Annotated in this window: 16 protein-coding genes and 1 pseudogene; 3 read left to right on the top strand and 14 right to left on the bottom strand. The window is 39.5% G+C overall.

What is annotated here, in order from left to right; translation table 11 throughout:
• Window positions 1-55: 55 nt before the first annotated feature.
• The 6 genes and pseudogenes from clpX to NNJ73_RS05705 form a co-directional block, all read right to left on the bottom strand.
• Window positions 56-1,330 (bottom strand): ATP-dependent Clp protease ATP-binding subunit ClpX, encoded by a 1,275-nt coding sequence (gene clpX, locus NNJ73_RS05730; RefSeq protein WP_254493080.1) that lies wholly within the window; start codon window positions 1,328-1,330, stop codon window positions 56-58.
• 182 nt (window positions 1,331-1,512) lie between these two features.
• Complete coding sequence (clpP, locus tag NNJ73_RS05725; RefSeq protein ID WP_005773677.1) at window positions 1,513-2,145, bottom strand: ATP-dependent Clp endopeptidase proteolytic subunit ClpP; 633 nt, start codon at window positions 2,143-2,145, stop codon at window positions 1,513-1,515.
• A 147-nt stretch (window positions 2,146-2,292) separates the two neighbouring features.
• Window positions 2,293-3,097, bottom strand: a pseudogene (locus NNJ73_RS05720) (hypothetical protein).
• A gap of 10 nt (window positions 3,098-3,107) precedes the next feature.
• A complete protein-coding gene (gene trkA, locus NNJ73_RS05715) occupies window positions 3,108-4,484 on the bottom strand; it encodes a Trk system potassium transporter TrkA (RefSeq protein ID WP_254493079.1) in 1,377 nt (458 codons plus the stop codon).
• A gap of 4 nt (window positions 4,485-4,488) precedes the next feature.
• Window positions 4,489-5,847 (bottom strand): sigma-54 dependent transcriptional regulator, encoded by a 1,359-nt coding sequence (locus tag NNJ73_RS05710; protein ID WP_254493077.1) that lies wholly within the window; start codon window positions 5,845-5,847, stop codon window positions 4,489-4,491.
• A 1-nt stretch (window position 5,848) separates the two neighbouring features.
• Window positions 5,849-8,113 (bottom strand): PAS domain-containing sensor histidine kinase, encoded by a 2,265-nt coding sequence (locus tag NNJ73_RS05705; RefSeq protein ID WP_254493233.1) that lies wholly within the window; start codon window positions 8,111-8,113, stop codon window positions 5,849-5,851.
• Between the two features lie 180 nt (window positions 8,114-8,293).
• Between NNJ73_RS05705 and rirA the strand changes: the two genes are divergently transcribed.
• From rirA to NNJ73_RS05690, 3 genes are read left to right on the top strand one after another with little or no spacing between them, the layout of a single operon-like run.
• Window positions 8,294-8,725, top strand: a complete 432-nt coding sequence (gene rirA / locus NNJ73_RS05700; protein WP_254493076.1) for an iron-responsive transcriptional regulator RirA — start codon at window positions 8,294-8,296, stop codon at window positions 8,723-8,725.
• 33 nt (window positions 8,726-8,758) lie between these two features.
• Window positions 8,759-9,949 carry a bifunctional 2-C-methyl-D-erythritol 4-phosphate cytidylyltransferase/2-C-methyl-D-erythritol 2,4-cyclodiphosphate synthase gene (locus NNJ73_RS05695; RefSeq protein WP_256478028.1) on the top strand — a complete coding sequence of 397 codons (1,191 nt, stop codon included), beginning with the start codon at window positions 8,759-8,761 and terminating at the stop codon, window positions 9,947-9,949.
• Window positions 9,946-10,434, top strand: a complete 489-nt coding sequence (locus NNJ73_RS05690; RefSeq protein WP_254493074.1) for a CinA family protein — start codon at window positions 9,946-9,948, stop codon at window positions 10,432-10,434. Before NNJ73_RS05695 ends, NNJ73_RS05690 begins: the two co-directional genes overlap by 4 nt.
• Window positions 10,435-10,797: 363 nt before the next feature.
• Here NNJ73_RS05690 and NNJ73_RS05685 read toward each other — a convergent pair whose 3' ends face one another.
• From NNJ73_RS05685 to NNJ73_RS05650, 8 genes are all read right to left on the bottom strand, one after another.
• Window positions 10,798-11,259 carry a type II toxin-antitoxin system RatA family toxin gene (locus NNJ73_RS05685; RefSeq protein WP_254493073.1) on the bottom strand — a complete coding sequence of 154 codons (462 nt, stop codon included), beginning with the start codon at window positions 11,257-11,259 and terminating at the stop codon, window positions 10,798-10,800.
• Window positions 11,260-11,261: 2 nt separating this feature from the next.
• Window positions 11,262-12,224 (bottom strand): lipoyl synthase, encoded by a 963-nt coding sequence (gene lipA / locus NNJ73_RS05680; protein ID WP_254493071.1) that lies wholly within the window; start codon window positions 12,222-12,224, stop codon window positions 11,262-11,264.
• 68 nt (window positions 12,225-12,292) lie between these two features.
• Window positions 12,293-13,753, bottom strand: a complete 1,461-nt coding sequence (gene lpdA / locus NNJ73_RS05675) for a dihydrolipoyl dehydrogenase (protein WP_254493229.1) — start codon at window positions 13,751-13,753, stop codon at window positions 12,293-12,295.
• Between the two features lie 214 nt (window positions 13,754-13,967).
• A complete protein-coding gene (locus NNJ73_RS05670) occupies window positions 13,968-15,311 on the bottom strand; it encodes a pyruvate dehydrogenase complex dihydrolipoamide acetyltransferase (RefSeq protein WP_254493070.1) in 1,344 nt (447 codons plus the stop codon).
• 14 nt (window positions 15,312-15,325) lie between these two features.
• Window positions 15,326-16,690, bottom strand: coding sequence for a pyruvate dehydrogenase complex E1 component subunit beta (locus NNJ73_RS05665; RefSeq protein WP_254493068.1), 1,365 nt, complete (start codon window positions 16,688-16,690; stop codon window positions 15,326-15,328).
• 16 nt (window positions 16,691-16,706) lie between these two features.
• A complete protein-coding gene (pdhA, locus tag NNJ73_RS05660; RefSeq protein ID WP_254493066.1) occupies window positions 16,707-17,747 on the bottom strand; it encodes a pyruvate dehydrogenase (acetyl-transferring) E1 component subunit alpha in 1,041 nt (346 codons plus the stop codon).
• 135 nt (window positions 17,748-17,882) lie between these two features.
• Window positions 17,883-18,194: a septum formation initiator family protein gene (locus NNJ73_RS05655; protein ID WP_254493065.1), complete on the bottom strand. Its 312-nt coding sequence runs from the start codon at window positions 18,192-18,194 to the stop codon at window positions 17,883-17,885.
• Window positions 18,195-18,380: 186 nt separating this feature from the next.
• Entirely contained in the window at window positions 18,381-18,824 is a 444-nt protein-coding gene (locus NNJ73_RS05650) for an NINE protein (RefSeq protein WP_254493064.1), read from the bottom strand.
• Window positions 18,825-19,021 lie beyond the last annotated feature (197 nt).

The raw sequence follows: 19,021 nt of genomic DNA, 5'->3' as shown, positions 1-19,021 counted from the left end.
GAAACGCCTATTAAATACCGTTTTACCCACTTTTTATATTATATACCGCACAATGTCATGCTGATACATTTTCTTTATCTTCTGCTCGTTCTGAGTAAATATAAAGAGGACGCGCTTTCCCATCAACGACATCGCTCGAAATAACCACTTCTTGAACCCCTTCAAGAGCCGGTAGTTCAAACATCGTCTCAAGGAGGATCTTCTCCATAATTGAACGTAAACCACGTGCACCAGTCTTACGTTCAATAGCCTTCTTCGCAATAGCGCGTAAAGCATCTTCGTGAAATGCTAACTCAACATTTTCCATTTCAAAAAGACGCTGATATTGCTTTACCAATGCATTTTTAGGTTGTGATAAAATTTGCACGAGAGCATTAATGTCTAAATCCTCTAAGGTAGCGACTATAGGAAGACGCCCAATAAATTCTGGTATTAAACCAAACTTTATAAGATCTTCAGGCTCTAAATCACGAAAAATCTCACCAACACAACGTTCATCAGGAGCCTTAACAGTTGCAGAAAAACCAATAGAAGTTTTTTCACCACGCCCTGAAATAATCCGCTCTAAACCTGCAAAAGCTCCTCCACAAATAAATAAAATATTTGTGGTATCAACCTGAAGGAACTCTTGTTGCGGGTGTTTACGTCCACCTTGTGGAGGAACAGAAGCAATCGTTCCTTCCATAATTTTTAGCAATGCTTGCTGAACCCCTTCTCCAGAAACATCCCTTGTAATAGAAGGATTGTCAGCCTTACGAGAAATCTTATCAACCTCATCGATATAAACGATACCACGCTGTGCTCGTTCAACATTATAATCCGCCGCTTGAAGAAGTTTTAAAATAATATTTTCAACATCTTCACCCACATAACCTGCTTCAGTCAAAGTGGTCGCATCCGCCATCGTAAAAGGGACATCGATAATACGTGCTAATGTTTGTGCGAGATAAGTTTTACCGCAGCCCGTTGGACCAACAAGAAGAATATTTGATTTAGCCAACTCAATATCACTGCTTTTAGACTGATGCGCCAACCGCTTATAATGATTATGAACTGCAACAGAAAGAACACGCTTTGCATGCTGCTGACCAATAACATAATCATCAAGAACGGATATAATTTCCTGTGGAGTAGGGACTCCATCACGCACCTTAACGCCAGAAGACTTATTTTCTTCCCGAATAATATCCATGCAAAGCTCTACACATTCATCACAGATAAATACAGTAGGCCCCGCAATGAGCTTACGCACTTCATGCTGACTCTTGCCGCAGAACGAGCAATAGAGAGTATTTTTTGATTCGTTCCCGCTATTGCTAATTTTGCTCATTTTTCTTTCCTTTCACCACGATATATGAATACTTCGCCTTTTCAAAGAAAGCTTTTCATCATGAAAACTAAAAGACATATAGAAAACCATGGATGTCTCAATATTTTTAGGTGTTTCTCTTAATTTTTGCGATATTTTATAAAACTCTTTAATTAAAGTAGCTGTTTTTTCTATAAAAATTCTTAATCTTTTTCTTCTTTTTCAGTTTCTGCACGATACTGTATAACATCATCAACTAAACCAAACGCTTTTGCTTCTTCTGCTGTCATAAAATGATCGCGATCAAGCGTTCTCTCAATAACCTCGTAATCTTGACCTGTATGTTGAACATAAATTTCATTTAAGCGCCGTTTCATCTTTATAATATCTTGTGCATGTCGCTCAATATCTGAAGCCTGACCTTGAAAACCACCAGATGGCTGATGCACCATAATACGCGCATTGGGCAATGTAAAACGATGACCTTTTGCTCCCGCTGTGAGCAATAATGATCCCATAGATGCCGCCTGCCCCATGCAAAGCGTAGAAACAGGAGGGCGAATGAACTGCATAGTATCATAAATAGCCATACCAGATGTCACGACACCCCCTGGAGAATTAATATAAAGGCTAATTTCTTTTTTAGGATTTTCCGCTTCCAAGAAAAGTAATTGTGCACAAACAAGCATTGCCATACCATCTTCAACAGGACCATTAATAAAAATAATCCGCTCCTTTAAAAGACGGGAAAAAATATCATAGGCCCGTTCACCACGATTGGTTTGCTCAATAACCATAGGTACAAGGCTTAATGCTGTTTTCATTGGATCACTCATATTTTTACTTTCCTTGTCATATACCAATCGCTTTTTACACATTCAATATTTTTATCCATAGGCTCATATTACTCTCTTGTGCAAGAGACAATCAAGAGCCCTTTAGGATAGACTAAAATCCCAATGGTTAAAATAGCGATAATAACTCTACCTAAACAAATTATGAACTTCAGGAATGCGAGAAACTGCCCAATGATAAAAACTTCCTTCCTGAGGTCTTTGCGTGGTCCTAATCTTTCTGTGAATATGAAATCCTATCAAGCGTGAATCTGTAAGCGGTTTTATGCCAAAAGCTGGTTCAAAGATGTACTCAGTTTTTCGCCCAGTCCAATAATAAAAAGTTTCCTTTGCCTCGTGAAAAAAACCATACTGTTTTGCTAACCGTGAAATACCGTCATTGCCAAATATCGTAACGCCAAGATTTCCCGGTAAAATTGGTATTTTTTTTTCTCTTTAACCAGAATGGTCTCCAAACACGACGCTTAAACCCAAGCCAATGCGGAATAATTTCTCTGCCTGCCCAATAATCTTCAAATACTTTTATAATAGGGTTATCTGAAGGAAAATAAAGGGCAGAAACACCTACCCTTCTCTTATTTTCTCTTGCCAACCAAACCTTATTCGCATCTGGATGAAACTGTTTAACGAGATAAATATCTGTATCTAACCACACACCTTGTTGATATTTCATCAGCATAACACGAAAAAAATCCGAGAACTGAACAATTGTACATCCTGGTTTATCATCAGAAAAACGGGGATCAAGGCGATAAATTGCTGAACGTGATAAAATTGATTCGGCTTTATGCAACTCAACACCAGCAGGGAGATTGTCTATTTCTTTATCATAACTAAAAAGCTTAATGCGCTGTCCAGTTTTAACCATTGAGGGCAAACAAAGCCTATCCACCAATCTTAACTGTCCGCTATACCAAAAAGTACAAATATCCATCAATAATATATCAAAAATATTCCAAACTTACACGAAAAAGTTGTTCAACATCACGAACTCTATCAGCAAGAGCAAAAATCACTATTCTATCACCAGACAAAATACGCGTCTCTGCTGAGAGCTGTATAATTGTCTTATTACGATAAATTGCCCCAATTCTCAAACCATCTGATAAATTAAGCTCTGATAATGATTTACCAACCAATGAAGATGTTTGCATCACTTCAGCTTCAATAATTTCTGCTCGACCATTAAAAACTGAATGAACGGAACGAATACGCCCACGGCGCATTTGTTGCAAAATTTTCGATATTGTAACGCTATGGGGATTAAGATAGGCATCCACACCAACGGCGCGGCTAAACTCTTGGTAAGCAACATTATTAATCAACACCATATTAGCTTTACAGCCCAATCTTTTAGCAATGATAGCACTTAAGAGATTAACCTGATCCTGATTGGTCAATGTAATCATTAAATCGGCCTGATCAATTCCCGCATCTTGAAGAATCACTGGATCTAACACGTTACCATATAAAACGGTTGTTTTTTCAAGCTGATCAGCAATTGTAAGGGCTCTTTCTCTCTGCGTTTCTATAATCTTTAATTTTAATTTATGGAGACGCTTTTCAATCGCCTGAGCAACATAAAGGCCAATGTGCCCGCCTCCTGCAATAATCATGCGGTGGGCATCTTGTTCTTTATGACCAAAAAGCCCAACAGCACGACGCATCTGCTCACGAGCAACAACAAGATAGGTTATATCACCAACGCGTAATTGCGTTTCTGAATGTGCAATCAATAATTCCGAACCACGTTTAATAGCGGTAACCGTCGTGTGAAGATCTGGAAAAAGCTCTGTTAATTGACGCAAAGGTGTATTAATAACAGGACAATCTTCCATACACTCCAAAGCGAGCGCAACAATATCATCATTACAAAAATAAAGAACATCTATTGCACCAGGCAGAGCAATACGACGTAAAACCATTTCCCCGACTTCAACTTCTGGCGAAATAACCACATCAATGGGAATATTCTCTCTGGAAAAAAGCGTCTTATAGCGGGGTTCTAAATAAGATTGTGAGCGAATACGAGCAATTTTTGTGGGAACATCAAATAATGAATGGGCGACCTGACAAGCGACCATATTCACTTCATCAAACAAAGTGACAGCAATCAGCATATCAGCTTTGTCTGCATCTGCAGCCAAAAGAACTTCAGGACGAGAACCGTGACCAACAAAACCTCTCACATCCAATGTATCGCGAATTTTTTCAATTAATCTGGTTTCAATATCAATAACAGTAACATCGTGATTTTCAGCAGCAAGACGCTCTGCTATTCCATAACCAACCTGTCCTGCACCGCAAATAATAACACGCATTGTTTTAAGAAACTCCAAGTGCTTTCAGCTTACGGTGTAAAGCTGAACGCTCCATGCCTATAAATTCAGCGGTACGCGATATATTTCCACCCAAACGCCCAATCTGCGCCACTAAATATCTCTTTTCAAACAATTCTCGTGCTTCACGCAACGGTAAATCCATGATACTTTCATCTGAATCCATTTGAAGACGTGGCAAAGGATCACTCACTTCACTGGGAAGAAAATCCGCTGTTATAGGACCATCACCATCCCGCACAAGAATAAGAAGACGCTCAATATTATTACGTAATTGCCGTACATTACCCGGCCAAGCATGCGTTTGCAAAATAGCGATCGCATCATCACTGATTTCACGTGGCTTAATTCCAAGCTGCTGTGATATTGTTTTTACAAAATGATGTACAAGTTCTGGAATATCTTCACGACGCGCTGAGAGAGGCGGAACAGCAATAGGAATAACAGAAAGGCGGTGGAAAAGATCTTCTCTAAAGCGCCCGTCAGAAATGAGGTTTTCAAGATTTTGCGCTGTTGAAGAAATGATACGAACATCCACCTTAACACGTTTTGTACCACCAACTCTCTCAAATGTCTGCCCCGTTAACACTCGCAGAATCTTACCTTGAGTCTCACGGGGCATATCAGCAATTTCATCAAGATAGAGTATCCCACCATGGGCTTCCTCTAAAGCACCGATCTTGCGCTCTCTTCCCTCCATTTCGCTGCCAAACAATTCTATTTCCATTCTTTCCGGTGTAATCGTTGCTGCATTTATTGTAACAAATGGCCCATTCGAACGTGTTGAGAGCGCATGAATCGTTCGGGCAACTGTCTCTTTTCCCGCCCCTGAAGGACCTGTTATCATGATGCGACTATTGGTTGGCGCTACTTTTTCTATGATGTGACGCAAATTTCTTATAACGGTTGATTTTCCCAGTAGCTCCAATGTCTCATTCGAACGTTTTCGCAATTCTGAAAGCTCACGTTTTAAATTTGAGTTTTCAAGTGTTCTTTCTGCAACCAATACAAGTCTATCAGCTTTAAAAGGTTTTTCAATGAAATCATAAGCCCCGCGCTTTATAGCTGAAACAGCAGTCTCAATATTACCATGACCAGAGATCATAACAACTGGAAGAGCTGGATATTGCGCTTTAATTTCATCAAGCAGTGCTAAACCATCAAGGCGACTCCCCTGTAACCAAATATCTAAAAAAATGAGCTTTGGAACACGCTCACTAATTTGAGCTAAAGCTTCATCAGAGTTACAAGCAACACGCGTTTCATAACCTTCATCATCTAAAATACCAGCAACAAGCTCACGAATATCTGCTTCATCATCAACAATCAAGATATCTGATACCATACTATTCCCCTATCTTATGATTTATAGCTTGTATAATACTACCCTGCTTCCCCCCATCTGAGGGAAATATCAAACGGATCATCGCACCGCGACCTTCATAAAAACTCTCCGGTGCATCATGAAGCTCCATAGAACCACCGTGATCTTCAATAACTTTGCGCACAATGGCTAGGCCTAGTCCTGTTCCTTTCTCCCGCGTTGTTATATAGGGTTCTAATAACTTTTGTCTTTGCTCTTTAGGAAGTCCTTTCCCGTTATCAACAACATCCACAACCACCCATTCTTCTTGCCGGTAAGAACGGACAAGAATATGACCGTGAATATTTTCCTCTCGCATAACCGAATCGATGGATTCGCTTGCATTTTTGATAACGTTGCAAAAAGCCTGGACGATAAGACGATTATCAAATGCACCCATAAGGGGGAAACTTCCTAAGTCTTGCTCAAATTGAATATCATGTCGCGTCACTTCTATCAAGAAACATGCTTCACGCAATAATTCACGTATATCTAAAACATGCATTTGTGGTTTTGGCATACGTGCAAAAGAAGAAAACTCATCAACCATACGCCCAATATCTCCAACCTGTCGAATAATTGTGTCAATACACCGCTCAAAAACCTCTCTATCTTGTATAATAACTTTGTTATAACGTTTACGAATACGTTCAGCGGATAACTGAATAGGCGTGAGGGGATTTTTAATTTCGTGTGCAATCCGTCGTGCAATATCCGCCCACGCCGCTGTACGTTGCGCTGCAACGAGGTCCGTAATATCATCAATTGTTAAAACCCAAGATTGCCCCTGTCCATCATCTTCTTCCATCGTAACTTGAACATTACAGACGCGTTCTTTTCCTACAACGTTTAAAGTGACCTGCTCACGATAATTTTTACGGTCCAATGAACGCGCAAACTGAAAAACCTGCCAAATTTCAGCACTTAAAGATAAAAGACTTTGCCCAACAACCTGTTCAAAGCGAATATCAAACATCGTTTCAATAGATCGATTGATAATTGTAATATCACCATTATCATCGATTCCTGCGACTCCCGCTGTTACACCCGATAACACAGCTTCAGAAAAACGCCGTCTCTCATCAATTTGATCACGTACTGCAATCAACTCATTGCGCCGACTTTTCAATTCACTGACCATGTAATTAAAAGTTTTGGATAATTGCCCAATATCCCCATCTTTTGCTCGCACTGGCACAAAAATCTCCATATTCCCAGATGCAACATCATCAGCCGCACTAATGAGAAGACGAATAGGACGAACCAAACGATCAGCAACAGCAATAGCTGCCCAAATAGCGGATAAGAATAAACTAAAAAAAAGACATAAATAAAGCATACCAAATGCAATTTGTGTCAACAGGCGATTTTCATTTAAATCACGGTAACGATCTGTATTAACTTCTGTCAAACGCAAAGCCGATAAAACGCCTTTATCAACGTCACGCACCAAATATAAAAATGTATTTGGAATATTGTTAAATTTTAAAATAATACCAAAATAATCATGAACACCTGGTTGAAAAGAAAAAGGCCTCGCACTGGTTGCACGCTCGATAAGGTGCGAAGGAGGAATTGGGAGTTTATCCTCATCCCCAAGAGCACTTGATACAAAAATCGTTCCGCTAGAACTTAACAAAAATGCACCACGCAAATTGCGTCCTAGAGCATGACGCGTTAATTGCATCCGATATTCAGCGGGATTACGCTCTAAAAGTTTTTTGTTATCAAGAGCAAATGCCATCGCGTAGGATAAATTTTTTAAATTTTGAAGCATTTCATCCGCATACGCATTTGCTAAATCAATAGAAGAACCTACAATTTGCCGCGTTGTGGTATCAAACCATCGATCAAGTCCTAAATTTAGGGCTGGACCCGATACAAGAGCGACAGCAACAGCTGGCATGGTCGCAACAAGTGCAAACAATGAAATAAGGCGCACATGAAGACGCGAGCCTGCACGCCTTGAACGCCAAGCTCGAATGATGGGAATCATCTCATAAAAAACGATGACAACAAGCCCTAAAACCCAAAAACTATTAATCCCTATAAGAATAAGGGTGACTGTTCTACTCGGAACAACAGGGGTCAATCCAATAAGAATAATAAACGAAATAGAAGCTGTAAGTAAAGCCAATACAATAATTGCAATCCCTAAAAAGATATATACCTTACTTAAACGATACAACTCATCGTTATAAGCATTTTTATCAATATCTTGAGAATTCGTCACAGATGTTGCATTCATCATAAGCTTACAGACCCTTATCGTATTATTCTCATATAACCTTTTGTGACAAAAATTGACAATAATAATACTCCATTTAAAATAGGGCAAATAAATATAATCAATAAGGAAGAACTTCTGCATTTTGCAAAATATCTTTAAAATAAACTGCACTCAATGATACTTTACAAAGGAAACAAGATGCGATTAACAAAACAAACAAATTATGCTCTTCGAATGCTCATGTATTGTGCAGATAATCAGGGATCACTCAGTCGTGTTCCAGAAATTGCTAAAACATATGCTGTTTCAGAACTTTTTTTATTTAAAATCCTTCAACCGCTTGTTCAAGCAGGTTTTATACAAACAGTGCGTGGACGCAATGGTGGTGTTAAATTGGCTAAACCCGCAGAAGAGATTTCTATTGCTGATGTTTTGAAAGTAACAGAAGATAACTTTTCCCTCGCAGAATGTTTTGATAATGCAGAACCCAATTGTCCATTGATTGATTTTTGTGGTTTGAATACCGCACTTCAAAAAGCATTAAATGCTTTTTTTGAGGTGTTATCCGTGATATCCCTTGCTGATCTACAACGACCATCCTTTCACAATCATTTTAAAGTGAATAAATAATAAGCTAAAGTTATAACATAAGGAGATTTCAGTATTTCTATTGCAGCAATCATACTAGCCGCTGGACGTGGTGAAAGAGCCGGATCTCCTCATGAAATTCCAAAACAATATCGGCTTCTAGGACAAAAGCCGATTATTTATCATACCGTCCATTGTTTTTTGCAACATCCAGCGATCACAACAATTATTCTCGTTATTCATCCAGAAGACCATCAAATCTGTGAACAAACACTCGCCGAATTTAAAGAACGTCTCATTATCGTTGAGGGAGGCAATACACGTCAAATCTCTACCTTACATGGACTTCAGGCACTTAAAAAATTCAATCCCCAATATGTGCATATTCATGATGGTGCACGTCCCTTTATCGAAAAGAAGCTTCTTGATAACATTCATAACACTATCACACCTCAAGAAGGTGTTCTTCCTGTTCTCCCCATTTCTGATACCCTTAAACGCGTCAATCATCAGCATGTTTTAGAAACAATTCCCCGTACCCATCTTTATAGTGCACAAACACCACAGTGTTTTCCCTTTGAACATATCTTAGCGGCCCATAAACAAGCAAAAAAAGTTTGTAAAGAAGACTTCACTGATGATTGTGCAATTGCCGAATGGTTTGGGATTCCTATGCTTACGATTCTAGGTGATCCTCATAATATAAAAATTACATGGCACAAGGATTTTGATACCGCTCATTTATATCTCCAGAAAAAAATGCAAATGTTTCCTGATATCCGTACTGGCAATGGTTATGATGTTCATTCTTTCGAAAAAGGAGAGTGCCTTATATTATGTGGTATAAAAATTCCTTTTCATAAAAAATTAAATGGACATTCCGATGCAGATGTTGCTCTTCATGCATTAACAGATGCTCTTCTTGCAACTCAAGGTGCAGGAGATATCGGTACACATTTTCCTCCTTCTGATCCTCGATGGAAAAATGTATCATCAGAAATCTTTCTTCGTCATGCTCTTGATATTGTTACACAAGCGGGTGGTCGTATTGCTAATGTGGATATCACCTTGATCGCTGAAGAACCTAAAATCGGTCCCTATCGTCAAACAATGATGGAAAATCTTATGCGCATTCTCACAATTTCATCCGATCGAATTTCCATCAAAGCAACAACGAACGAAAAGCTTGGATTTATTGGTCGTGGTGAAGGCATTGCGGCTTTGGCAACAGCAAGTATTCTTTATCCAGGAGAAATTCCCAAATGACATATTTTTGCGAAAAACAAGCATGTGAAGTTCTTAATACCTGTCGCCAAAAGGGTTTGTTGTTAACAACTGTAGAGTCTTGTACAGGAGGGCTCATTGCTGCAAACCTCACAAATATTGCAGGATCATCAGATGTTCTCGATTGTGGATTTGTTGTTTATTCAAATGAATCCAAAACACGCCTTGTTAGCGTGTGTGCTAAACTTATAAAAACCTATGGTGCCGTTTCAAAAGAAGTTGCTCTTGCAATGGCTGAGGGTGGATTAAAACATTCACAAGCTGACATTGCGGTTTCTGTAACAGGAATTGCTGGTCCAGGAGGTGCAAGTCTGAACAAACCTGTAGGACTTGTGCATTTTGCCGTTGCTTACAAAAATCACTCCCCCCTGCACAAAGAAATGCACTTTGGTCATCTTGATCGCGAGGCTATCCGCCATGCAACTGTTGAAAATGCTTTTCAAATGATTCTGGAGCGACTTCTCTGAATTCCCATACCAATTTCAAAACTCTCTATTCTACATTGGAGTCCATAATCATCAATATCGTGAAAAAAATAATTTATTGTCTCCCAACTTAAGAATGAAAGACCTGAATATTATCAAATCCTTTCCAGTCCTGTTTTATGATGAATCAAACGGAGTGGGAAAGAGAGAAACCTACATAAGAATTTTAATTCAATAAAAATAACACTAAACTATCATTATAAATCAATATCTTGTCTAATAATATTGTGATGCTCTGTTTAAAAGATGTGCCTCTAAAAAAGAAAAAAACCATAAAAATGGAGATCGATTTCCATCTCTATACCTTTACAAGCAATGGCTATTGTTTAAAAATAACGGAATAGATCATGTGACCGTAGAACCATAAATCTGATGGGCGCGCTTCTCAAAAGCATCGGTAAATTTACGAAATGCAATATCAAACATGGAGCCCATCACACGTCCAAGTATTTTACTTTTAAATTCATAATCAATAAAAAATTCTATATTACATGCATTGGTATTTTCAATATTATGAAAAAACCAACGATTTTCCAGATATTTGAATGGACCATCAATATAATTAACCTCTATCAAACCTTTCTTTGGCTGAAGAAAAACTTGGGTCGTAAACGTTTCTCGAATAACCTTATAGCCAACGGTCATATCTGCCAGAAGCAATGTTTTTTCGTCACATTCCTTGCGAGAACGTATTATTAAAGCCTCACACATGGGTAAAAAATCAGGATAACGTTCAATATCTGACACAAGATCAAACATTTCACGAGCACTATGAGCAACTTGCCGATGTGTTGAAAAAGTTGGCATCATTATCTCTGTAAGGCAAATTTTTCATCACGCGCTTTTTGCAAAATAGCAAAATCATCTCCTGCATGATGAGAGGAACGCGTCAGAGGATTGGAAGCCATATGTAAAAAACCTTTTACTTTACCAATTTTGGCAAAAGATTCAAACTCTTCAGGAGGCACAAAACGAACAACGGGATGATGCTTTCGCGTAGGCTGTAAATATTGTCCAATTGTCATAAAGTCCACATCAGCAGAGCGCAAATCATCCATCAATTGCAGAATTTCATTTCGTTCTTCCCCAAGGCCAACCATAATTCCCGATTTTGTGAAAATTGTTGGATCAAGTTCTTTAACGCGTTGTAACAGACGAACTGAATGAAAATAACGCGCTCCTGGACGAACCTTCAAATATTTAGAAGGAACTGTTTCTAAATTATGATTAAAAACATCAGGCTTAGCAGCGACAACAATTTCTAAAGCACCATCCTTATGACGAAAATCAGGTGTAAGAACTTCAATTGTTGTTTTAGGCGCTTTTCGACGAATCGCATAAATAACTTTTGCAAAATGCTCAGCGCCACCATCCGCAAGATCATCGCGATCAACCGATGTAATGACGACATGCTTTAATTCCATCCGCGCGACAGCATCGGCGACACGTTCTGGCTCGTTATCATCAACAGCAAGCGGAATGCCTGTCGCAACATTGCAAAATGCACAAGCCCGCGTACATATCTCCCCTAAAATCATAAAGCTGGCATGCCGTTGGCTCCAACATTCACCGATATTAGGACAACCTGCTTCTTCACAGACAGTCACTAATTTATGGGTACGTACAATACCATGTGTTTCCTTATAGATCGGTGATGTTGGCGCTTTTACACGAATCCAATCTGGCTTTTTCTGAACGCTTGTATCCGGACGATGGGCCTTTTCAGGATGACGCAAACGTCTATTCGTAACTCTATCAACAACCGTAACCATTTAAGCCTTTGCCTTATAAATACGAAGGAGTAATGAAAAATATAAAATCTTTCACACAAACCAAATCATCAAGCGTTTAAAACTTGACCATAAGCATCCAATACACTTTCTTTCATCATTTCCGATAAGGTCGGATGTGGAAAGACAGTATGCATCAATTCTTCCTCTGTTGTTTCAAGATTCATGGCAATAACAAACCCCTGTATCAGTTCTGTTACCTCAGCCCCTACCATATGGGCGCCAAGAAGCTGTCCTGTTTTTTTATCAAAAATGGTTTTTACTAACCCCTGATCTTCACCCAAAGCAATCGCCTTGCCATTGGCGGAAAAAGAATAACGACCAATACGTATATCATACCCTGCTTCTTTTGCTGCTGCTTCTGAAAGCCCTACAGATGCAACTTGCGGAGTGCAATAGGTGCACCCTGGAATTTTTTTCTTATCAAGCGGATGAACACTCTTTAAACCAGCAAGATGTTCAATACATATCACGCCTTCTTCTTCTGCTTTATGAGCTAACATAGGAGGGCCTGCCACATCACCGATAGCATAAATACCCGCAACCCCTGTCCAACCCCACTCATCGGTTACAATGCACCCACGATCGGTTTTTATACCCAACGCCTCTAACCCAAGATTCTCAATATTACCCTGTACTCCAACAGCGGAAATCACTCGATCAACCGTCATTGTCTCTGTTTTTCCCCCAACATCAATATGTACCGTCACGGAATTGGAAGCTTTTTCAACCTTTGTTACTTTCGCTTGGCAAAGAATACGTAAACCTTTTTGCTCTAACTGTTTACGAGCAAATGTTGAAATTTCAATATCTTCAGCGGGCATGATGTGAGGCATCATTTCAACAACAGTGACCTTTGCTCCCATATCACGATAAAAGGAAGCAAATTCAATACCAATTGCTCCAGATCCTATGACCAAAAGCGATTTCGGCATTTCTGTCGGTATCATCGCTTCAAAATAAGTCCAAATGAGCTTTCCATCTGGCTCAATACCAGGAAGGACACGAGGACGTGCTCCTGTTGCAATAATGATGTGCTTTGCTTGATAAGTCCCCTTCCCTAATGTTCCTTTAGGAATTGGATTTTGCGGTTGCATAACCGGTTTTGAGGACGAAGAAACAATAATTTCCGCAGGTTGGCTTGCCTTCGCTTCTTTCGTAAGTTTTGCTTCACCCCAGATAATATCAATTTTGTTTTTTTTCATTAAAAAACCAACACCAGCATTTAAACGGGATGAAACGCCGCGTGAACGTGTTACAACCTCTTTGATATTTGCTTCAATTGAACCATTAATTTTGAGTCCATACTCTTTCGCGTGTTCAGCAAAATGTTTTATTTCCGCCGAACGTAAAAGGGCCTTTGTTGGAATACACCCCCAATTTAAACAAATTCCTCCCAAATGCTCACGCTCAACAATTGCAGTCTTAAAGCCACATTGTGCTGCACGAATTGCGGTCACATATCCGCCTGGACCTGATCCAATCACAATTACATCATAAAGATTTACCACAGTCATTCCTCCATGGATATATATAAAATGGATATGCACTTTTGAACTTAAGATTGAAAATCAATATCATAAAATCGGCTTATGTTTTTATTCTACGCTTCACATCAATACTTTACCCAAACCAGAAACAGCAATAGCATTGCACTTCAAACTTTTTAAATTTGCTTTCACTCTCTTAACATACCCTCTCATAATTTACGTAAAGAGCTGTCATTCAAACCAACATTGCTAATGGATTTTCAATTATCTTCTTAAAGGTCCGCGCAAGCTCTGCCGCTAAAGCACCATCGACAGCGCGATGATCAACAGAAAGTGTAACCGACATAACTGTTGCAACGGCTAGTACACCATTTTTAACAACGGCGCGTTGCTCTCCTGCACCAATCGCAAAAATCGTCGCATGGGGTGGATTAAGGATAGCAGAAAAACTTTTCACACCATACATCCCCATATTTGATACAGCGGTTGTTCCTCCCTGATATTCTTCCATTTTTAACTTGCGCTCACGCGCACGCTTTGCAAAATCCTTCATCTCTTTGGAAATAAGCGATAACGGTTTTTCTTCTGCATGGCGAATAATCGGCGTAATTAACCCATTGGGAACAGAAACAGCAACCCCAACATCACAATGTTTATGATGAAGCATTCCGCCTTCAAGCCAAGAAACATTCGCATCAGGAACCGCTTTCAAAGAAAGTGCAACCGCTTTGATCACCATATCATTAACAGAAAGCTTATAAGTAGGCTTAGCTTCTTCCAGTGTCTTAACCATTGGTGCTGCAGCATTCAATTGTGTCCGCAACGCTAATAGCGCATCAAGTTCACAATCGACGGTCACATAGAAATGTGGAACCCTTTGCTTTGATTCCACCAAACGTGTGGCGATCGTTTTACGCATATTATCATGGGGTGTGAAGAGATATTCATTTTCTTTGAAGAGTTGCAATATCTGTTTGTCAGAATCACCTGCTGCAATCAGCTCGCCGATTGATGACGAATAAGAAGCTTGAGAGATATCCCCGCTCATAGCTTTTTCTACATCGCGCTTGATAATACGTCCATGGGGACCACTTCCAGAAATAAGGGATAAGTCAATACCTGCCTGAGAAGCTAACCGCCGCGCTAAGGGAGAAGCAAAAAGACGATTCCCTTCTTTATCTTGCTGTATTAATTGCTGTGCAGATGATTCATGAAACATTTTTATCCCCTTTGTGTCCGTCTGCTTCAGAGAATCTGCTTGTTTTTCGCCCTTTGGTTCTTGTCTTATAGAAGAAGAAGTCTCTTCTGCAACTTTTGCAGCTTCAGCTAAATCTTCACCCTCTTCTGCTAAAACAACAATCAAAGAATTCACTTTAACACCTTGTGTTCCGGCAGGAACAACAATTTTAGCAACTGTCCCCTCATCAACGGCCTCGACTTCCATCGTCGCTTTATCCGTCTCAATTTCAGCAATAACATCCCCAGAGGAAACCTTATCACCCTCCTTAATATTCCATTTTGTTAAATTTCCCTCTTCCATTGTAGGGGAAAGCGCTGGCATTGTAATTTTAATGGGCATTGTGCTTTCCTCCGTTATGCTCTGTATGTCACAGCCTTAACGGCCTCAATAATTTCAGCAGTATTAGGCAAAGCCAACTTCTCAAGATTAGCTGCATAAGGCATCGGAACATCTTTGCCAGAAATCGTCGCAATTGGCGCATCAAGATAGTCAAAAGCCTGTTGCATAACACGCGTTGCTATTTCAGTTCCGATAGATGACTGAGGAAAACCCTCTTCAATTGTTACCAAACGGCCCGTCTTTTTAACGGAAGAAAGAATTGTCGGAAGATCCATCGGACGAATGGTTCGTAAATCAATTAACTCAACGTCAATACCAAGTTTTTCAATTTCTGGTAATGCTTGAACAGCGTAATGCATACCAATCCCACAGGCAACAATCGTTACATCTTGTCCAGACTTATGAAGTCGTGCCCGACCAATAGGCAAAATAAAATCATCAAGTTGAGGAACCTCAAATTGATGCCCGTATAAAATTTCATTTTCAAGGAAAATAACAGGGTTATCATCACGAATAGCCGCTTTTAGCAAACCTTTTGCATCTGCAGCACTATAAGGCATGACAACTTTCAGACCTGGAATATGACTATACCAGGCAGCATAGCATTGAGAATGTTGAGCACCAACACGAGCAGCCGCGCCATTGGGACCACGGAAAACCATAGGAGCCGTCATTTGTCCACCAGACATATAACGTGTTTTTGCGGCTGAATTAATAATTTGATCCATTGCCTGCATAGCAAAATTAAATGTCATAAACTCGACAATAGGACGTAACCCTCCAAAAGCAGCACCAACAGCCAGTCCAGCAAAACCATGTTCTGTAATTGGGGTATCAATAACGCGCCGTTCCCCAAATTCTTCCAACAAACCTTGGCTAACCTTATAGGCTCCTTGATATTGGGCAACTTCTTCCCCCATGAGAAAAACCTTTTCATCACGCCGCATTTCTTCAGCTAAAGCCTGATTAAGCGCTTCACGAACTGTCATCGTCACCATTTCTGTCCCTACTGGAATATCAAAATCAGGAGGCGGTGCAAAAGCAAGAGACTGCGGTACTGATAAAGGAAAAGAAGGAGAGGACACTTTAGGTTTTTGTGCTGTATTGGTAGGGTGCGAAATATCTTCAGCACGCTCACCTTCTTCTAACAAAACTGCAATAACACTATTAACCTTTACACCTTCAGAACCTTCAGGCACAAAAACTTTACCAAGCGTGCCTTCATCAACAGCCTCTACTTCCATTGTCGCCTTATCCGTTTCAATTTCAGCAATAACATCGCCAGAGCTAATCTTATCACCTTCTTTCTTGAGCCATTTAGACAGTTTACCTTCTTCCATAGTTGGCGAAAGCGCCGGCATCAAAATATCAATAGACATACTTGCTTCCCTCGCATCAAACTAAAATATCCGTATAGAGCTCAGAAGAATCTGGCTCTTGATCACTTTGTGCAAAATCTGCTGCGTCAGCAACAATTGCACGGACCTCTTTCTCAATCGACTTTAAATTATCTTCGCTGGCCCAACCTTGTTTAAGAATCCGACTTTTTACTTGATCAATCGGATCGTGTTCCTCTTTTATTTTTTGGACTTCTTCTTTAGAGCGATATTTTGCTGGATCAGACATGGAATGACCACGATAGCGATAGGTCTGCATATCAAGAATGATCGGACCTTTACCCGAGCGTGCCCAAGAAATTGCTTCATCAGCAGCTCCTTTTACGGAGCGAACATCCATACCGTCAACAACAATACCTGGAATTTCAAAAGAAAGACCTCGGCGAGAAAAATCAGTTTCTGCAGATGCCCGTGAAACGGATGTTCCCATAGCATACTGATTGTTTTCAATAATATAAACAACGGGCAACTTCCAAAGTGAAGCCATATTAAAACTTTCGTAAACCTGCCCCTGGTTTGCAGCGCCATCACCAAAATAAACCAATGTCACATTATCTTTACCAAGATATTGATTCGAAAATGCCAAACCTGAACCTATGGGAACCTGCGCACCAACAATACCATGGCCACCATAAAAATTCTTTTCTTTAGAGAACATATGCATCGAGCCGCCTTTGCCTTTGGAAAATCCTCCTTGGCGTCCTGTTAATTCTGCCATGACGCCTCGCGGACTCATCCCAACAGCTAACATATGGCCATGATCACGGTAAGACGTAATAACTTGATCACCTTCTTTTGTTGCCTTTAATGTTCCAATAACAACAGCTTCCTGTCCAATATAAAGATGACAAAATCCCCCAATAAGCCCCATACCATAAAGTTGTCCTGCTTTTTCTTCAAAACGGCGAATTAAAAGCATTTCACGATAGGCATCAATTTCTTCCTCTTTTGTAAAATCTGCTATTGGTGCTTTCTTTGTGGTGCTTGATAATGCAGTGCGCGCCACCGACGCAGAATTTTTTTTAAGTCGTTCTGCCATATTAAACTCCCTTTTATGATTATTTAGGAATAACCTTTACGAACAAAAGTTACAAGCCTTATCAATCGGCTTAAACAATATCATTGCTGATTGTCGTTTAAATTAAGCAATTTTTCATTTACCTTTGGTATCATTTTAAGGCATTAAGACTGTCAATTCATTTGGCTTAGAAAAATTTAAATTCTTTCGGACATATTCATCCAACATATCCTTTTCAATATGTCCATTGCGTAAAAGAGAAATACGCTTTTCAATGAACTCCCGCTCAGCTTCTATTTTATGAAGCTCCTTTTCTAATTCGCTAATCTGCAGATTAACTTCACTGCGTGAATATAATCCATACTCACCATGATAAATATGGTAACTGAAATAGCTAAAAACGCCCACCGTCATAAGAGGCAGTACAAAACGCACTTTGATTGATCGACGTTTCTGCTTTGTCCACATAAAATAGCACAGTCTCTACAGCAAAAATTCCTTCATATTCTGCCTAACTATGCATGATTTTGATTAACACCTCATTACTCAATCTACACATGCAAACAATTTGTTATCACCAATTTATCCCCCCCTCAATATAATCAAAGTAAGCTGAATGCCTCACTTTTTATATTACAAATATTGGATATCCCACTAATTTGTGATTTTACACCCATCTTTGTTCTTAAAACTTCCTATTAAAATGACTATAAAATCAATCAATACCCAAGGTATAATTATAAAAATAATCCCTAGAAGCCCAAACCCAAAAAGTGGTATAGTTATTATACTTAGTATAGTTATAAGAAGCATTGCAATGCCCGTTCCAACTTTACCAACCATAAAACGATGAATTCCTAGTCCACCTAGAAAAAAACAAACGACCGCTAACGTCACTTTTGATTGTGATGACTGACTTTCAGTCAATATAGGGAAAATAGATTTAACGGTATCCCCTTCACACACAAAATCAACGACATCACCAACCTTCGGCGGCTTTTTTCCTGACCAATCCCAATTCGCAAACTGATAGCGCTTACCATCAGCCCCTGAAATGAAATAATCTCCTTGATCATGACCAATAATCTTACCTTTCATCTTCACCACCTATAAAATTGTTATTCATAAAGAAGTTTTTCTTCTAATATGATAATATGTTAGATAAACCTCACCGCATGAGTACGATCTGCACTCACCGTGATTATGACAATTTAAAAAGCTTAAAATCCCCCAACAACTTAAAATTCCCGCAATTATAAGTGGCAATATAAAGCACGCTGTTCGATTTGCACTTT

It is taken from the genome of Bartonella sp. B1099 (assembly GCF_944801835.1).
Taxonomy (GTDB): Bacteria; Pseudomonadota; Alphaproteobacteria; order Rhizobiales; family Rhizobiaceae; genus Bartonella.
This window is presented reverse-complemented; position numbering and strand designations above follow the sequence as displayed.

Excerpts from the sequence above, each read along its gene's own strand:
- clpX (WP_254493080.1), bottom strand. The coding sequence starts at position 1,330 with ATGAGCAAAATTAGCAATAGCGGGAACGAATCAAAAAATACTCTCTAT.
- clpP (WP_005773677.1), bottom strand. The coding sequence starts at position 2,145 with ATGAGTGATCCAATGAAAACAGCATTAAGCCTTGTACCTATGGTTATT.
- trkA (WP_254493079.1), bottom strand. The coding sequence starts at position 4,484 with ATGCGTGTTATTATTTGCGGTGCAGGACAGGTTGGTTATGGAATAGCA.
- NNJ73_RS05710 (WP_254493077.1), bottom strand. The coding sequence starts at position 5,847 with ATGGTATCAGATATCTTGATTGTTGATGATGAAGCAGATATTCGTGAG.
- NNJ73_RS05705 (WP_254493233.1), bottom strand. The coding sequence starts at position 8,113 with ATGAATGCAACATCTGTGACGAATTCTCAAGATATTGATAAAAATGCT.
- rirA (WP_254493076.1), top strand. The coding sequence starts at position 8,294 with ATGCGATTAACAAAACAAACAAATTATGCTCTTCGAATGCTCATGTAT.
- NNJ73_RS05690 (WP_254493074.1), top strand. The coding sequence starts at position 9,946 with ATGACATATTTTTGCGAAAAACAAGCATGTGAAGTTCTTAATACCTGT.
- NNJ73_RS05685 (WP_254493073.1), bottom strand. The coding sequence starts at position 11,259 with ATGCCAACTTTTTCAACACATCGGCAAGTTGCTCATAGTGCTCGTGAA.
- lipA (WP_254493071.1), bottom strand. The coding sequence starts at position 12,224 with ATGGTTACGGTTGTTGATAGAGTTACGAATAGACGTTTGCGTCATCCT.
- NNJ73_RS05670 (WP_254493070.1), bottom strand. The coding sequence starts at position 15,311 with ATGCCCATTAAAATTACAATGCCAGCGCTTTCCCCTACAATGGAAGAG.
- NNJ73_RS05665 (WP_254493068.1), bottom strand. The coding sequence starts at position 16,690 with ATGTCTATTGATATTTTGATGCCGGCGCTTTCGCCAACTATGGAAGAA.
- pdhA (WP_254493066.1), bottom strand. The coding sequence starts at position 17,747 with ATGGCAGAACGACTTAAAAAAAATTCTGCGTCGGTGGCGCGCACTGCA.
- NNJ73_RS05655 (WP_254493065.1), bottom strand. The coding sequence starts at position 18,194 with ATGTGGACAAAGCAGAAACGTCGATCAATCAAAGTGCGTTTTGTACTG.
- NNJ73_RS05650 (WP_254493064.1), bottom strand. The coding sequence starts at position 18,824 with ATGAAAGGTAAGATTATTGGTCATGATCAAGGAGATTATTTCATTTCA.